This is a genomic window from Companilactobacillus muriivasis (genome assembly GCF_036246245.1).
Taxonomy (GTDB): domain Bacteria; phylum Bacillota; class Bacilli; order Lactobacillales; family Lactobacillaceae; genus Companilactobacillus; species Companilactobacillus muriivasis.
Window position 1 is genome coordinate 37864 of sequence record NZ_BTTQ01000009.1, and the last position, 15860, is coordinate 53723.

General features: G+C 37.6%; 11 protein-coding genes. 10 read left to right on the plus strand and 1 reads right to left on the minus strand.

The genetic code is table 11. The features are described 5' to 3' along the window. Positions 1-125 precede the first annotated feature (125 nt). The gene (locus tag AAA923_RS10230; RefSeq protein ID WP_338216864.1) at positions 126-866 is read left to right on the plus strand and encodes a winged helix-turn-helix domain-containing protein; all 741 of its coding nucleotides are present in this window, start codon (positions 126-128) and stop codon (positions 864-866) included. 162 nt (positions 867-1028) lie between these two features. On the opposite strand, the gene AAA923_RS10235 is transcribed toward AAA923_RS10230, so the two are convergent. Beyond that, entirely contained in the window at positions 1029-3680 is a 2652-nt protein-coding gene (locus AAA923_RS10235) for an HAD-IC family P-type ATPase (protein ID WP_435890175.1), read from the minus strand. Positions 3681-4256: 576 nt separating this feature from the next. On the opposite strand from AAA923_RS10235, the gene nagE reads away from it, so the two are divergent. The 9 genes from nagE to AAA923_RS10280 all read left to right on the plus strand — a co-directional run bounded on the left by nagE (position 4257) and on the right by AAA923_RS10280 (position 15842). Beyond that, entirely contained in the window at positions 4257-6236 is a 1980-nt protein-coding gene (gene nagE / locus AAA923_RS10240; protein WP_338216867.1) for an N-acetylglucosamine-specific PTS transporter subunit IIBC, read from the plus strand. Positions 6237-6777: 541 nt separating this feature from the next. Continuing rightward, positions 6778-7458: a DUF4867 family protein gene (locus AAA923_RS10245; RefSeq protein ID WP_041498842.1), complete on the plus strand. Its 681-nt coding sequence runs from the start codon at positions 6778-6780 to the stop codon at positions 7456-7458. 800 nt (positions 7459-8258) lie between these two features. Beyond that, on the plus strand, positions 8259-9233 hold the full coding sequence (locus AAA923_RS10250; RefSeq protein WP_338216870.1) for a PTS sugar transporter subunit IIB: 975 nt from the start codon (positions 8259-8261) through the stop codon (positions 9231-9233). A 46-nt stretch (positions 9234-9279) separates the two neighbouring features. Next, positions 9280-10095, plus strand: a complete 816-nt coding sequence (locus AAA923_RS10255) for a PTS mannose/fructose/sorbose transporter subunit IIC (RefSeq protein ID WP_338216872.1) — start codon at positions 9280-9282, stop codon at positions 10093-10095. 19 nt (positions 10096-10114) lie between these two features. Continuing rightward, complete coding sequence (locus AAA923_RS10260) at positions 10115-11026, plus strand: PTS system mannose/fructose/sorbose family transporter subunit IID (RefSeq protein ID WP_338216874.1); 912 nt, start codon at positions 10115-10117, stop codon at positions 11024-11026. Positions 11027-11135: 109 nt separating this feature from the next. Then, entirely contained in the window at positions 11136-11528 is a 393-nt protein-coding gene (locus tag AAA923_RS10265; protein ID WP_338216876.1) for a DUF956 family protein, read from the plus strand. Positions 11529-12245: 717 nt separating this feature from the next. After that, on the plus strand, positions 12246-12779 hold the full coding sequence (locus AAA923_RS10270; RefSeq protein ID WP_338216878.1) for a hypothetical protein: 534 nt from the start codon (positions 12246-12248) through the stop codon (positions 12777-12779). 344 nt (positions 12780-13123) lie between these two features. Further along, complete coding sequence (locus AAA923_RS10275) at positions 13124-15046, plus strand: hypothetical protein (protein ID WP_338216879.1); 1923 nt, start codon at positions 13124-13126, stop codon at positions 15044-15046. A 52-nt stretch (positions 15047-15098) separates the two neighbouring features. After that, positions 15099-15842 carry a CPBP family intramembrane glutamic endopeptidase gene (locus AAA923_RS10280; protein WP_338216881.1) on the plus strand — a complete coding sequence of 248 codons (744 nt, stop codon included), beginning with the start codon at positions 15099-15101 and terminating at the stop codon, positions 15840-15842. The last annotated feature ends 18 nt before the right edge of the window (positions 15843-15860 follow it).

Genomic DNA, 15860 nt, shown 5'->3' on the forward strand with positions numbered 1-15860 from the left:
TCAAATTGTGATGTGGCTGTAGTTAGTTTTATTTCAAGAAATCTATAAGCAAGGATGCCTTGAATTTTAATATTGTAATAGTATCAGCCCTTGCAATATTAAATGACAGGAAGGAAGTAGTGTACATGCAACCGCTAGTATTGCTCAGCAATAAGCTACCACTCTTTATTGAAATCAATGGTTATTTTAATAATCAAGGTTGGTTCATTCGTAATATCACTGATCCAAATGAAGTCGAGAAATTAGTTGAAAAAGAAGATATCGCCGGCTTGTTATGGGACTTTTCGACTACTGATTTACAGCAGTCGTTAAAGATTCTCAAGAACGTCCGTAGCAAAATATCCGGCCCCATAATTGTCTTGGCACCGGCTAAAGAGAAAAAGCGAAGATCATTATTTTATAACATCAACATTGACAGCTTCATCACGAAACCTTTCGAATATCCAGAACTAGTCGCAAAAGTTAAACAGTTATTCTGGGTTTATGACCGGTTTTCTATCACTAAAGATGTACCTAAGAACGCACACAAAGAATTTAAAAATGATACTGTTAAATTCAATGATATCGTAATTGATTTTAAACATTATCGCGTAACCCATAATGGCTATGATTTAGGACTGACACCCAAGGAGTTCAGTTTGTTCTGGTATTTAGTCCAGCACCGAGGCAAAGTCCTCAGTCGGGATCAACTGTTGGAGGGCGTCTGGGGCTATGATTCAGCCGGATCCAGTAGAACAATTGACATTCACATCAGTCATTTACGTGACAAATTAGCAGAGAAGTCTAAGTCAACTGACTGTATTAAAACAGTTCGTGGTTTTGGATATGTCTTAGATAATGATTATCCGTTAGTCTCTGAAAAATGAAAAAACGAGAGTGGGACAAAACATGTTCAACTTTAGAGCATTAAGGCAAATAGGGACTGTAATCCGATTTTGGATTACAGTCCCTATTTGTTTTAAGCGGAAAAAACTATGTTTTGTTGCACGTTTAATGAATATAACAGTTACGTCTCAAACTCGGCTTGATTATCGTTTAAGTTTTAGACGAATCAATTTATCAATTTCAGTAACGACCAGCACGATAGCACCAGCGGCAATCGCCATACCCCATTCTGTCCAACCAATTGAGCCAGTTGAGAAAATTCCTTGCATAAATGGAACATATGTTAGGAATAACTGTAACAGAATCATCAAGCCAACGAATACGAAAGCCTTTGGATTGGAGAATAGTTCTTTGGAAAGGGCTAACTTAGGAGTTCTGATATTGAATAAGTAGAAAATCTTACCAATGATCAAAGTATTGACCATGGTTGTACTAGAGATAACTTCACCGACACCTTGATTATTTAAGTAGATGTCGATAATCAAACTGACGGCCGCAATTAGAATTGCCACATAAGTCATTTGGAAAACATCGTGGCGATTCATCAGTTTACTACCAGTCTTTCGAGGAGCCCGATTCATGATGCCATCTTCGGCTGGTTCGAAAATCAACGCGAATTGAATCGTAATGGCAGAAACCATGTTGATCCAGAGCAATTGAGTCGGTTGAAGCGGAATTTCTTGTTTAGTCAAAATCGCATATGCAACGATTAGACCTTCAGAGAACGAGATTGGCAATAAGTAGAGAATACTCTTCTTGATATTATCGAAAATTCTCCGACCTTCACGAATGGCAGATGACATTGTTGCAAAGTTGTCGTCTGTCAGAATCATGTCCGCGGAATCTTTCGCAACATCAGTACCCTTGATACCCATGGCAACACCAATATCGGCACGTTTCAAGGCAGGGGCATCATTGACACCGTCACCAGTCATGGCAGTAACTTTGTTGTTTTCTTGTAAAGCCTTGATAATTTCTAGCTTGTTACTTGGTGTAGTACGGGCGAAAACTTGGTTCTTATCGGCAGCTTCGATGCGTTCAGTGTCAGAAAGTTTATCCCACTCAGGACCAGTAATAGCATGAATTTCATCAGCTAAGCCTAATTTTTCACCAATAGATTTGGCAGTAACCGCGTTATCGCCAGTAATCATTTTAACTTCAACACCGGCGCCACGCATGACTTTCAGTGATTCGATAACTTCTTCACGAGGAGGGTCAATGATGGCAACTAAACCTAAGAAGTTCAGACCATCGACAATCATTTCGTGAGTTACTTCGTCAGCATCACTAGGAGCTTCTTCGTAACCAACAGCGATAACACGTTTGCCTTCGGCAGAGAACTGTAAAACTTTTTGCAACCAATAATCGTAATTAAAATTGGCATCTTGTTTTTGAGCCATCTCCAATAATTTATCAGGTGAACCTTTAACAAAGAGGAGACGTTTCTTGTCAGAATCTTCAACAATTTTACCGATATAACGGTAGTCCGAATCGAACGGTAAGATGTCGATTTCTTGATAAGGATTCTTTTGACCATATGGGAAAACCTTGTGATAAAGGGTTAAGAAAGCCCCATCAGTTGGTTCACCGTTGATTGCCCACTGATTATTTTCGTGGACAAGGGTAGTGTCATTTGCTTGATAACCAGCTTCTAAAAATAGTTTTAAACGTCTAGATATTTCGACTGGTTGACCATTTTGAACGATTTCACCAGTTGGTTCATAACCAGTTCCGGTAACTTGATACTCTTGATCGTCAATCAAAATATCGGTAACAGTCATTTCATTCTTAGTTAATGTACCGGTTTTATCGGTCGCCACAACGTCAACTGAACCCAAAGTTTCAACAGCGGGTAGAGTTTTAACAATTGTGTGCTGACGTTTAGCCATATCACTAACACCTTTGGCCAAAATAACCGAAGTTGTTGCGGGCATACCTTCAGGGATAGCACCAACCATCATTGCAACGACGGCTAGGGAAAGCACTGGTAATGAATAAGTATCAAAGATTAAACCAATAATGAAGATAACGACCGATGCGGCCACGATAAAGTAGGAAACGTTAGTTCCTAAGCTATCGATAATCTGCATTAGTGGTGTTTTACGTTGTTTAACAGAGCTAACTTCGTCAGAAATCTTACCAATTTCAGTATCTTTAGCAGTTGCAACGACCAATCCGCTACCACTACCATTCGTTACAGCAGTTGATGCGAAAGCCATATTCTTTTGTTCAGCTAAAGGTACATCGTTTTCCAAAGCGTCTGCAATTTTAGCAACTGAGTTGGATTCACCGGTCAAAGCTGACTCTTGGATACGTAAGTTGTCGGAGTCAACAATTCTCAAGTCGGCAGGCACGTTGTCCCCAGCTTCTAAGAAGACTGTATCACCAACAACTAAATCTTCGGCAGGGATGTCTGTACGTTTACCATCACGATAGACGGTTGCCTCAATCGAGAGCATCTGTTTAATTTTATCAAGCGCATCAGAAGCGTTTGATTCTTGATAGTAACCAATGATGGCGTTGATGATAACCACTAAGAAAATAATGATTGAGTCAGAATAGTGACCCATCAATAATGTGATCAATGTGGCAGCGATTAAGACGTAGATAACCATATTGTTGAATTGGCGGAAAAAGATTTTCCATTTTGGTGTCTTATGAGCTTCTAGTTTGTTAGGACCATTTTCACTCAAACGTTTTTGAGCTTCTTTAGTAGAAAGTCCTTCTTTAAAGTCGTTTGTTTTATATGTTTCTTTTAAATTCTTAAATCCTATCTGATAGGGTTTAGGTTTCAATTGATATCTCCTCATTCGTCTCCGGTTTCGAGGGAGAGAAGTCTGCTGTGTGGACCGGCTCGAGCCAAAGAGCGGTCTCGACCCTCGATTTTGAGCCGAAAATCACGTCTCAAAATACGTCCTGTGCTGACTTCTTTCTCTCGAAACCTCCGATTATTGTATTACTCCAGAAGTTTAATAACTTGGTGGAATAATACCAACCTTAGATTTTTTTAGGTTCAAAAAAAGCGCATTGCTAATTTAAGTAATGTGCTACCGTCTAATGTCTAATTCGATGTAAGAAATATATAAGCTTCGTTTTCAGTTAAAATTTCACTCCTTAAGTTCTGTGTAGATATAAATATATCAGGCTATATACATTATGTCAATATTAGAAAAATGATTAGTTTTTTCTAATGAATATAGCTATATGGAATATACCAATCTTGAATTCATCTAGTCCAATTGACCACTGAAAAAGTTTAACTGCCTTACATAACACATAAATTATAACAAAACCATTGCCATGTGTAATGTATACCAGTATGATTGGGTTCGTTAGAAAAATATTTTAATTTTGGGGAGGAAAATAGGAAAATGAAAACCTATCTTCAAAGAATGGGCCGATCTCTTCAATTGCCAGTTGCTGTTTTACCAGCCGCTGCGTTATTAGAGGGTATTGGACACTGGCTACCGCAGAACTGGGGCTTTTCACAGTTCTTGCAAGTCGGAGGAAGTGCTATCCTCAGTCAGTTAGCTTTATTATTCGCCGTGGGCTTGTCAATTGGGATGACAAAGGTGAAAGATGGAGCGGCTGCTATGGCTGGTGTTGTAGCATATATCGTACCAACTTATGTTTTAGCGCCTAATCAAGTGGCATTGTTAAAAGGTATCAAAGTGGGGCAAGTTGATCCTGCCTTTAACGCAATTGCCGGAAATGTTTTTATTGGTATCGTTGCTGGCTTAATTGCGGCTGCTTTATTCGACCGTTTCCATGAGACCAAACTGCCAATGGCTTTATCGTTCTTTAGTGGTAAACGACTCGTACCAATTATGGCGACACTCGCAATGCTACTAGTTTCAGTTATTTTGTTATTTATCTGGCCCGTATTATACGGAGCTTTAATTACTTTTGGTAAATTTATCGTAAATCTAGGTTGGGTCGGTGCTGGACTCTTCGGATTCTTCAACCGTCTTTTGATTCCAACTGGATTGCATCAAGCTTTGAACCAAGTCTTTGAGTTCAATATTGCTGGTATCAACGATATTGGTAATTTCTGGGCTAACAAGGGTACTAAAGGCGTAACTGGAATGTACTTAGCTGGTTATTTCCCTGTTATGATGTTTGGACTTCCTGCTGGAGCCTTGGCAATTTACAAAAATGCTTTGCCTGAACACAAGAAGACTACTGCCGGTTTAATGATGGCTGGTGCCTTTGCTTCATTCTTTACCGGAGTTACTGAACCGTTGGAATTCTCATTTATGTTCGTTGCCTGGCCACTTTATGTTATCCACGCAATTTTCACTGGATTGTCGATGGCTTTTGCGGCATTCATGCACTGGACAGCTGGATTCACATTTAGTGCAGGATTAGTTGATTATATTTTGAGTTTCCATATGCCAATTGCTAATAAACCTTACATGTTGTTAGTTCAAGGCTTAGTAATGGCAGTTATTTATTACTTTGGTTTCGACTTTGCCATTAAGAAATTCAATTTAATGACACCTGGCCGTGAACCAGTTGTTGCAAATGCGGCACCAGTTGAAGAAGTTTCAACATCTAAGACTGATGACAAGTATATGGTTATGGCTAAGAAAGTTTATGCCGGAATTGGTGGTCACGATAATATTAGTGTGATCGATAATTGTACAACTCGTTTGCGTTTGCAATTGAAAGATACTGGTAAAATCAATAAATCTCAAATCATGAGTGCTGGTGTTGCCGGCGTTAATGTTTTGGATAAAGTTAATATTCACATCGTTGTCGGAACAGAAGTCCAATTTGTAGCTGATGCTTTGAAGAAACTTTACGATGGAAACGTTGCTATAACAGCTTCTGATGTGCCTGCAGAACAACCAAAGAAGGCTGAACCAGTCAGTGATGTTAAGTCTGGCGAAACAGATACCTTCTATAGTATTGCAAATGGATTGGTTGAAGATATCGAAAAAGTATCTGATCCAACCTTTGCTCAAAAAATGTTAGGTGACGGATATGCAGTTGTGCCAACAGATGGCAAGATTACCGCACCTGTTGATGGAACTATTTCAACAATTTTCCCAACCAAACATGCTTTAGGTATTAAGACTGCTAATGGCTTGGAAGTTTTGGTACACATGGGTATTGATACCGTTCAATTAAAAGGTGAACCATTTGACCTCAAGGTTAAAGAAGGCCAGGAAGTTAAACATGGTGACCAATTAGCTCAAGTTGATTTGGATAAAATCGAACAAGCTGGTAAGAAGACTGACATGATGGTTATTATTACCAATATGCCAAGTGTTTCCTATATGAAATACAATGTTTTGGATAGGGATGCTAAGTTGGATACCGAAGTCGTTAAAGTAACTACTAAGTAAGGTTGCTTATATCACCCTTCATAAGTTAATTAAAAATATATGGTGCTAGTCAAATATGCCGTCTACAGAGCTGGAAAATATTCTCAAGCTGTGCGGAACGTCCCGAGCCATGCGGTCTCGGGTCTCGGTTTGAAGCCTTGACAAAGTTCGTCAAGTCTCCAAACACGTCCGGTGATATAAGTCCGGGAGATTCCTCCCGGACTTATACCACTACCACGGCACACAAATATTTCCCAGCTCTTCCGACTAGTTAATAAGTATTATAGGACGAATATTTAAAATAGATTATTAACTAACATCATGAGTTAAATATAATATAGATAAGGCGTACTGGAAGTTTTTCCGGTGCGCCTTATTTTTGTTTGCTGAATAAAATAATTATACTGGATAATTTGAGGGTATAAATGTCCTGCTAATCCTAGTATAAAGGCATTCGTGCCCGTAACAATCTAGCTAAAGCCTCCATAATAACTATTGACTAAAACGTTTACAACTGTTAGATTATGTTTGAAATAAACAATAGTAAACATGGGGGAACAGCATGAGTTCATTAGAAGAATTTCAAAAATTAAATCCAGAATATAAGATCCTCTCAATTGATGATCCAGACTTTAAAAAGTACGGTAAAGTTTATACAAACTACGATATCAGTGAAGTAACTGATTATATGGATAAGAACGTTAAGATTTCTAGTCCAGCTAACTTCTACACACCAACTAACAAAGGTCTTGAAGCAATTCCAGTTATCCAAGAGATGGGTAAGGATATCTACGCCAACATGCCAATCGAAGCTGGCGAATGTACTGGTCAATCAACTAATTTTTCAGCTATCGAATATCACCAAGGTAGCGAAACTAATATTATGTTGACTGATGTCATCATGGTTTTGGGCCAACGTTCAACACTTGATACTAAAGGCTCATACAGTCCTGCTGACGATGGTCAAACATTCTTCGTCCCAGCTGGTACAGTTGTTGAATTCTACAGTTCAACTTTGCACTATGCACCAATCAAGGTTCATGATTCTGGATTCTCAATCATCGTTATGTTGATTAAGGGTTCAAATGAAGAGTTGCCTGCAGGCTTTAAGAGTACAAACAAGCGTATCGTTAAACAAAACAAGTTCCAATTAGTTGATCCTAGTCGTAAAGATAAGATTGCTATCGGAGTTCAAGTTGGTTTGACTGGTAAGATGATTGAAATGAAACCACTAGCTAAATAATTAGTATGGAAGATTCTCACTAATGAGAATCTTTTTTTTATAGTTGAGGAATCCAAGTGGAAGTTTTAAGTATAATAGCTTCAACAGGAAAAATTGATAAAACGTAAAGAATTTATAATTTAGAGTAGTATATAAGGCTGTTAAATCGGAGCAATGTCTCAAATTTAACAGCCTTTTTTCTGTCTTAATAAATTCTTAAAAAAATATTTTAACTAAAAATGGGCTATACAAATTGGTAACTACCAGTTTCAGCAAATTCAGATAAGTTCGACAGTATATTTCTCAAACTAAAACCAATACAAACATAAGTAACAAGCTGTTACATATATGTAACATGTGAAATAAATCAAGATAAAATATCTTATCTTTTTTAATTAAATTGAAAATGCTGATATGATGGGGACTAGACCGGCTTTTGATTGAAAATAATGAAAAGCAGTGAGAACTTTCAACCATCACAAAGTAGCAATAATTAGGGCGTAATCAGTCCAGATCTCTTTGACTAAATAATACCTATTTTTTAAACATCCTGATATGAAAGCCACTATAGAGGAACCAGAAAATTGAAAAATGAATTATTTAATTTATCTTAAAAGTTTAGTTTTGTTTTTATTTGGTTCTTTTTGTTAAAAAAGCTGTTTTTTTTCTGAAAAAATGATATTATGTAAGGGTTCACATGAAGGGTGAGCTCTATTAAAGCGGTTTATTTAGAAATTATTCTATTTTTATTGTCAGAATTGACCTGAAATGGGTGGTCAAAGTAAGCGCTTTAATGACATAAAAATAAAGGAGGATTAAACATGGTTGGAATTGTTATTGCAAGCCATGGTGACTTTGCTGATGGCATCAAGATGTCAGGTTCAATGATTTTCGGTGAACAAAAAGACGTTCAATCCGTTACATTACAACCTAGCATGGGTCCTGATGACCTTAAAGCAAAATTGGAAGAAGCTGTTTCTTCTCTAGAAGATCAAGAACAAGTATTGTTCCTTGTTGATTTATGGGGTGGAACACCATTCAACCAAGTAAATGGTTTGTTCGAGGCACATAAGGATAAGTGGGCTATCGTTGCTGGCCTTAACTTGCCTATGTTGATTGAGGCATATGCTTCACGTCTATCAATGAACTCAGCACATGAAATTGCTGCTCACATTATTGAAACAGCAAAAGATGGTGTTAAGGTTCGTCCAGAATCACTACAACCAAAGGAAGCTCCTAAGGCTGCTGCACCAAAACAAGAACCTACAGGTGGTCAACCAGGACCAATGAAATATGTATTGGCTCGTGTTGATTCACGTCTATTGCATGGTCAAGTTGCTACTGCATGGAGTAAGACAACAAATCCTACTCGTATCATTGTTGTTTCAGATAACGTTGCTAAGGATGATTTGCGTAAGCAATTGATTATGCAAGCTGCACCAGTTGGTGTTCATGCTCACGTTGTCCCAATCAAGCAAATGATCAAGATTGCAAAAGACGACAAGCACTTTGGTGCTGAACGTGCTCTATTGCTTTTCGAAACACCACAAGATGTTAAGAAGGCAATTGATGGGGGAGTTCCATTGAAGACAATTAATGTTGGTTCAATGGCTCATTCAGTTGGTAAAGTTCAACCAAACAAAGTTTTGGCTTTTGATCAAAATGATATCGATACTTATAAGGCTATGGAAAAAGAAGGCATCAAGTTTGATGTTCGTAAAGTTCCTACAGACTCAGCAGATAATCTCGATAACATCATGAAAAAAGCTCAAGATGAATTGAACAAAGAAAAATAATTTTATTCATACATATATGTAAGAAATAACACGGAGGATTATAATCATGCAATTGAATGCTATTCAAGTGATTTTAGTCATTATAGTATCTTTCTTAGCTGGTATGGAAGGTATCTTGGATGAATTCCATTTTCACCAACCAGTTATCGCTTGTACTTTAATCGGCTTAGTTACAGGTCAATTATTACCTTGTCTTATCTTAGGTGGTTCATTACAAATGATCGCCTTAGGTTGGGCTAATATCGGTGCTGCCGTAGCACCTGATGCTGCTTTGGCAGCTGTTGCTTCAGCTATTATTCTTGTTCTTGGTGGTAAAGGTAAGGCCGGCGTTGGTTCAGCTATTGCTATTGCTGTTCCTTTGGCTGTTGCCGGACTACTACTAACAATTTTGGCACGTACATTAGCAACTGGTATTGTTCACATCATGGATAGAGCTGCCGAAGAAGGTAGTTTTAGAAAGATTGAAATGTGGCAATATATCGCTATTGCAATGCAAGGTGTTCGTATCGCTATTCCTGCTGCATTGATCTTAGCTGTTGGTGCTGGTCCCGTTAGAGAAATGTTGAACGCCATGCCTACATGGTTATCAGATGGTTTATCTATCGGTGGTGGTATGGTTGTTGCCGTTGGTTATGCAATGGTTATCAACATGATGGCTACAAGAGAAGTATGGCCATTCTTCGCAATTGGTTTCGTACTTGCTACAGTTACACAATTAACACTTATCGGTCTTGGTGCTATCGGTATTTCTATGGCGCTTATCTACTTGAAATTATCTAAATCAGGTGGTAATGGCGGCAACGGTGGTGGAGGAAACTCTAACACTGGTGATGCAGTCGGCGACATAATAGATAACTACTAAGAGGGAGGAACACACAAACATGGCAGATCAAGTAAAGATTTCAAAAAAAGATAGAATTTCCGTTTGGTGGCGTTCAACATTCCTTCAAGGTTCATGGAATTACGAACGTATGCAAAATGGTGGCTGGACTTATTCATTAATTCCAGTACTTAAAAAATTATATACGACAAAAGAAGATCGTGCCGCTGCTTTGAAGCGTCACATGGAATTCTTCAACTGTCACCCATACTTAGCTTCACCTATCCTTGGTGTTACTATGGCTTTGGAAGAAGAACGTGCTAATGGTGCACCTATTGATGATGTAACAATTCAAGGTGTTAAAGTTGGTATGATGGGTCCTTTAGCTGGTATTGGTGATCCTGTGTTCTGGTTCACTGTTAAGCCAATTATTGGTGCCTTAGCTGCTTCACTTGCTATGACAGGTAACATTTTGGGACCTATCATTTACTTCGTAGCATGGAATGCCATTCGTATGGCCTTCATGTGGTACACACAAGAACTTGGTTACAAAGCCGGTTCAAAGATTACAGATGACCTATCTGGTGGTATTCTACAAGATATCACAAAGGGTGCTTCAATTTTAGGTATGTTTATTCTAGGTTCATTGATTAACCGTTGGGTTGTTGTTAAGTTCACACCAACTGTTTCATCAGTTAAACTAGACAAAGGTGCTTTCATTGACTGGGCACATTTGCCAGCCGGTGCACAAGGAGTCAAGGAAGCCTTGATTCAACAACAAGCAGGTCTATCATTGACTGCTCATAAAGTAACAACATTGCAAGATAACTTGGATCAATTGATCCCTGGTTTAGCAGCTTTGCTACTAACATTGTTCTGTATGTGGTTACTAAAGAAGAAAGTTTCTCCAATCGTTGTCATTCTTGGATTGTTCGTTGTGGGTGTTGTCCTACACGTACTTCACATTATGTAATTATTTTAAACTTTCACATGGGGTGGACTCAAAAGAGTTCCGCCTCTTTTTTGATAGTTAGTAAAGACGTATAATACTTTTTATAAAAGAGATAAAGGGGTTAGTTTAAATGGTTCAATCATTAAATACGAAGTCGGATTTGGTCATGAATGCAACTTCTCACTTAGGAATGACAGATTACGGTAAGATCATGGTCGGAGACAAGGGCTTCGAATTTTATGATGATCGTGATGCTAATAACTATATCCAGATTCCTTGGACAGAAGTTCATTTGGTGATCGTATCAATTATTTTCGGTGGCAAGTGGATTCCAAGATTTGCTATTGAAACAAAGAAAAACGGTACTTTCTCATTCTCAGCTAGAGACCCTAAGAAAGTTTTGCGAGCAATCCGAGTTTATATCAAACCGGACCATATCGTGCGTTCACTTAGTTTCTTCCAAGTTATTAAACGTGCGTTTACTAGAAATCCTAATAAGAAATCTAAGAAGTCTAAAAAGTAAATATTTTACGAGTCAGCAAATTTTATTTTGCTGGCTTTTTTGTTGTTGAAATATGCCGCCGGGACTTGCCAGTGAATTGCACTTCGCCAATGGGGACCAGTCCGAGCCAGAGTGCGGTCTCGACCCTCGATTTGAATCCTTGCCATAGTTCGGCAAGTATCCAAACTCGTCCCGTGGTGTAATGGCTAAAGCCATAACGCCACCTCCATTGCGGGTACAATTCACTGGCAAGTCCCGGCTTTGGCTTTCTTGGATTTGTTGGATATTTATGATTTCTATTCATCGAAGCTTGGTCACTTCGAGAGATTATATTATTTACCTAAAAACTGAAAATAGTATGTAAACATTTGTGCAGTAATTTTAACAGTCGTTTATTTAAACAATCGGAAGTTATCATGATTACTATCATTTATAAAATAGATTAGTTGGAAGAGCTGGGAGTATTAATTGACCGCAAAAGTGGCGTTATTGCTTTAGCAATTACACCACCGGACGTGTTGGAGACTTTTCTGTTTTTGGAAAGGTTTCAACCGAGGTTCGAGACCGTACTTTGGCTCGGACCGTGCCGTGCAGCAGATGAATACTCCCAGCTCTGGAAACGGCATATTTCAATGCCAAAAGAAGACATTTGGGATATTTGAAGACTTTATTTTTGGCAATATTGGTCATTATGTATTATTTTTAGGGTACTCATAGAGCAAAAATAAGGTGATTGAAATGGAAAAAGGATTGAGTTTTGCAAGAAAAATCAATTTTGAACCATTACTGATCAGTATCTTTTTTGGAATAATCGTGGCAGTTATTTCTTATGCGATATTTCCAATGTATCCACTACTTTGGATTGTCATAGGTATGTTGGCATTTGCCATAGAAAGTCTGCTGATTTATCCGAAGTATTTTTCCAATTACTATGGTTATTGGACGGCTGATGACCGCGGGATTCACTACTATGATTACGGAACTTGGAGTAAGAAGGTTCGGGCAATTTTTTCACCGGCGTCTGGAAAGTCTGTCGATGTGCCATATTCAGCCATTAAGGCGTTTGTAGTTGTTGATGGACAAACTATCATGAATACGGAAACTGCACGTGGAGGGGCGTTCAATAAGCCTTTAACACGAAAAATTCAGTATCTGATTGTTCAGACTCAGCACCATGAAGTTAAATTGAACTGTACTTGGGATTCTGCAGGTACTCCGACAACTGCTACCGATATTAAAAATGTTGTGGAATTAATTAATTCAAAAATATGAATCATAATTAGGGACAAATTCATTTGGATTTGTTCTTTTTTATTGCAGCAAAAAAGCCCACAGCATGGGCTTTTAATAAACAAATAAATTATGTGAAATACAATTTGAAGGGTGAATCCAATAAAGGAGAATCTGCGTGTTGTTTTTACTGAATTCGTATCTCAACGGTTAAAGAATACTTTATCGAACGCGTTTCATGTCAAGAATATTTTGATAATTTTTGTTAAAAATGTTGAACATCAAAAATGTGTTTCCATAAACAAATAAATGGCTATATTGGCTTTGTTGAAAACATCTCATTAGATATACTTTAAGTAATCAAGATAGTAAAAGGAATTTAATTTATGAAGCATCGTAAAAACAGCAAATATTTTATATACTTGCTCATTTCCTTGCTTACAGCTAGTTTTTTAATCGTTTCTAGTGTTAGTAAAGTAAGTGCTCAGACTAGTGATGATCCAGGTATTGAGCCATTTCATCCTCCGTCTAAGAGTGCTGAACATGGAATCTTCTGGGGTACTAGTGGGTTTAGTACACAGCCTGAGGCAAATTATTATATTAAACGAGGGGAGTCTGTATCTATTAACAGTAACTTTGTACGATATATTGGTTTGTTTTCATGGTGGGGAACCTCTAAGTATGATTGGTATGAAAATATTGATGGCAAAGGTTGGAAAAGATTAAATAAAGATTCAGCAAGTATGAAGGTCCAAACTAATAAGGATTCGAAAGTTCGGGATATCTATTATCAAGCAATCAATACTTTTAGGAATGATACTTATTATTCAAAAATGGCCCATGTTCACGTACTTTCTAATGAAATTAAAGCTGAGTCTGTAACTATTGAGCCAAATAAAAACTATTTATACAGTACAAAGGACAACAAGTTATTTGATAATTGGACGTACATTAATGATGTGACAAAGCCTCAGGATTCAACCGGTAAATTGCAATGGACTTTGGGTGTATTTAAAGGTAAGGAAACTGTTTCAGTAACTGAAAATGAATTAGCAACTGTGAATCCATCAGGCTTGGTAACTGCTAAGAATGGTGTTATGGGGACTTTGAGCGTGACTGGTTATATTGTCAATGAAGATGGTACAAGTGTTTCAGATACGAAGCAGATCCGAATCGGTGGTGGATTAGAAGATCAGAAAAGTCATGTTAAACAAAGAGCGACTTTTAACATTGAAACAGGTAGGTCAGTTGCTAGAGATAATGAGACTGCTCAGACTGATATTACATGGCATCGTAAGAAAGCTGATAAAGATACGATTGTTGCAAGTAATAGGGATAATCCGTTGTCTATGACTACTGAAATATTGAATGAGTCTGATGATAATAATCGGTATTATGCGATAATTGAGGCTGGAAAATTTACGGTTAAAACTAACGAGGCTCGTTTGCATGTTTTACCACCAATTGATCCAACGGTTCATTTAGAAACTAGAATGGAAAATATTAGTTTCCCCAAAGGTAATAGTGACAATAAAACATTGCATCACGTAACGAATGATGATGTGGTTAAATACACGATGACGTTGAAAAATGGTGGGATTAAGAACTTGAAGAAGTCGTTATTGAAACTGCCATTAAGCCAACATACAGAAGTCGTTGCAATCAAATTTGATGGGATTGAACATAATAATCACAGTTTCAATACTATTGAAAAAAGTTTGGAAGTTCCGATTGATGATTTAGAACATAATCACGAGCATAAAGTCGAGATTGAAACCAAGACAAAAGGCGTTAATGATGAACACAGTTATTCGTTTAAACCGATTCTTTCAGGATTTTACGATGATATGAAGCACAAGTATGAAAGTGATGGCGATTTATTGACGCTCCATTATACAGATGATCGGATTGCTGCAGAGTTCAAAAAAATTCATTTTCAACCAGTGACTCCTTTTGAACGGGAAAAGTATAAATTTCGGACTAGTGAAACCGTGGCACCTAATCCAGTTGTTTCAATTCGTGATTCTCGTCGAAATCGTGTGCCTGTAAAAGTGACTGTTAAACAAACGACGAATTTTGTTAATGGTGAGAATGTTTTAGATGCTAATTTGTTTTTCGTTAGTCAAAATTCTCAACCAATTTCTTTAAACGAGAAAGTGACCATTGCCCAAACTGACAGAGAACAGCCATTGCAGTCAATTACATGGGATGAGAGCCATGGCTTGATACTTCACGTTGACAACACTAAGGCGAAGCCACCAGGGAATTACAGTGCTACCTTGGTTTGGAATATTGAGAATGCTCCTTGAATCGACATAAGTGCCAAGAAACGGTATTGTTTAAATATGAAAAGGAGTCATTATGAGATTATTAAAAAATAATATTACAAAAATTATCGTTGCCAGTTTAATTTTTCCATTTGTCATGACTATCATCGGACTTTTGGTAACTAAAAAATCATCCACCAGTATTTTACAATTAGTTGGTGATCTAGCTGTATTTTTGGTAGCTTATCTGTTAAATGCCAAATATTTTCGCCAAAAGATTTACTGGTTCAACAGTCATAAAGTAAGCGCCCAGTTGGCAACTTCCATGCCAGCAATAATTATTGTGGCCTTATTGGATTCGCCAATGTTAGCTGTACCAGATTTTAAAGTTAAATTTAGAGTTATTATTATTTGCTTATTAGTCGGTTTAGCCGAAGAGTATATCTTCCGTGGCGTATTGATTGGATTATTCCTAAAGGTAACGCACAATAACGCGTTTGGAGCAGTTATTGGCTCAAGTATCATGTTTGGCCTAATCCATACGATGAATTTAAAAGCATTGCCCATCGGATACGTTTCAGCACAGGTGATTTTTGCGGCTGCTATTGGAATTCTATTTGGTACGATTTATATCAAAACTCATAATCTGGGAATTGTGATTGCATTACACGCATTGCGTGATATGTTCCCAATGTTTTCTAATAAATTGGTAGCTCAAATGAGTCACACAACGTTTTCAATGGCATCTTTATATGTCACAGTTGTCTTTTTAGTAATTGCTTTGTTTATTGCCAGCGTGCAATTACGAGACTATACAATAAAAGAAGATGCAGAATAAAAATCCGCATCTTCTTTT

Coding starts and splice junctions, on each gene's coding strand:
- AAA923_RS10230 (WP_338216864.1), top strand. CDS start 126: ATGCAACCGCTAGTATTGCTCAGCAATAAGCTACCACTCTTTATTGAA.
- nagE (WP_338216867.1), top strand. CDS start 4,257: ATGAAAACCTATCTTCAAAGAATGGGCCGATCTCTTCAATTGCCAGTT.
- AAA923_RS10270 (WP_338216878.1), top strand. CDS start 12,246: ATGGAAAAAGGATTGAGTTTTGCAAGAAAAATCAATTTTGAACCATTA.
- AAA923_RS10280 (WP_338216881.1), top strand. CDS start 15,099: ATGAGATTATTAAAAAATAATATTACAAAAATTATCGTTGCCAGTTTA.
- AAA923_RS10260 (WP_338216874.1), top strand. CDS start 10,115: ATGGCAGATCAAGTAAAGATTTCAAAAAAAGATAGAATTTCCGTTTGG.
- AAA923_RS10275 (WP_338216879.1), top strand. CDS start 13,124: ATGAAGCATCGTAAAAACAGCAAATATTTTATATACTTGCTCATTTCC.
- AAA923_RS10250 (WP_338216870.1), top strand. CDS start 8,259: ATGGTTGGAATTGTTATTGCAAGCCATGGTGACTTTGCTGATGGCATC.
- AAA923_RS10265 (WP_338216876.1), top strand. CDS start 11,136: ATGGTTCAATCATTAAATACGAAGTCGGATTTGGTCATGAATGCAACT.
- AAA923_RS10245 (WP_041498842.1), top strand. CDS start 6,778: ATGAGTTCATTAGAAGAATTTCAAAAATTAAATCCAGAATATAAGATC.
- AAA923_RS10255 (WP_338216872.1), top strand. CDS start 9,280: ATGCAATTGAATGCTATTCAAGTGATTTTAGTCATTATAGTATCTTTC.